Below are 1,232 nucleotides of genomic sequence, written 5' to 3'. Positions count from 1 at the left end.
CACTTTTTATCGTGATTGTGTTAGCGGTAATATTTGTACCGATACTATCACCTTATGAAATTTCAGAGTTTAACTTAGCTGATAAAGAGCAAGCACCATCGTCAACACACTGGTTGGGTACTGATGAACAAGGTAGAGATGTATTGCTTCGCTTGTTTGTTGGAGGAAGAATCTCGATCTTAGTAGGCCTTATGGCTGCTGGCGTATCAGTAGTTTTGGGTTCACTTGTTGGTGGTATCGCAGGATACTATGGCGGTAGAGTGGACAACATTTTGATGCGTATCGCAGAGATTATCTACTCAATTCCATTTATGCCAACTGTAATTTCGCTCTCAGCAGCGCTCATGTGGCGTGTAAGCTCAGAGCAGAAAATGTATTTTGTAATGTTCCTTATAGGGGTCTTAAGCTGGCCGGGTCTTGCACGTCTTGTTAGGGGTCAAATCCTATCACTAAGAGAGCAAGAGTTTATGCAAGCAACAGAAATTTTAGGAATTTCAGATCGATCAAAAATCGTGAGACACTTATTGCCAAACACTTTAGCATTTATCATCGTTAGTGCAACACTAGGGATGGCGGGTGCAATCTTATCAGAAGCTGGTTTATCGTTCCTTGGTCTTGGTGTAACACCACCAACACCAACATGGGGAAACATGGTAGAGCGTGCGAGAAATACTAACGTATTTAGAAACATGCAATGGCTATGGATTCCACCAGGTGTGATGATCATGTTGACGGTTGTAAGCATCAACTTGTTAGGTGAGGGCTTACGTGACGCATTTGACCCGAAAGAGATAAGGTAGGTGTAAAATGAAAGATATACTAGTAGTAGAAGACCTGACGACACACTTTTTCACGGATAAAGGTGTTGTAAAGGCCGTAGATGGTAACTCGTTTGTCTTAAGAGAAGGCGAGACACTAGGAGTCGTAGGAGAATCAGGATGTGGTAAAAGTATCACAGCGATGAGTATCTTAAACCTCATAGAAAGACCAGGCAGAATTGTAAAAGGTTCTATCAAATTCAACGGCGAAGAGCTTGTTGGTATAGATGAGAAAAAACTGAGAACTTATAGAGGCAATGAAATCTCTATGATCTTCCAAGAGCCAATGACATCTCTAAATCCAGTATTTAGAATTGGTGACCAAATTGGAGAGTCTCTAAGACTTCACCAAAAGATGAGCAAACATGAAACACATGATAAAGCGATAGACCTTTTAAAATTGGTTGGTATTCC

At 41.1% G+C, this 1,232-nt stretch carries 2 protein-coding genes; both read left to right on the top strand.

The window, feature by feature from the left end; genetic code table 11:
- The coding region (opp4C, locus tag QE109_RS17520; protein ID WP_281095843.1) for an oligopeptide ABC transporter permease at window positions 1-800 on the top strand (800 nt) is incomplete at its 5' end.
- Window positions 801-807: 7 nt separating this feature from the next.
- Window positions 808-1,232, top strand: a 425-nt coding sequence (locus tag QE109_RS17515; RefSeq protein WP_281095842.1) for an ATP-binding cassette domain-containing protein, incomplete at its 3' end; no start/stop codon positions are given.

This window comes from Fusibacter bizertensis (assembly GCF_029914245.1).
GTDB lineage: Bacteria > Bacillota > Clostridia > Peptostreptococcales > Acidaminobacteraceae > Fusibacter_C > Fusibacter_C bizertensis.
This window is presented reverse-complemented; position numbering and strand designations above follow the sequence as displayed.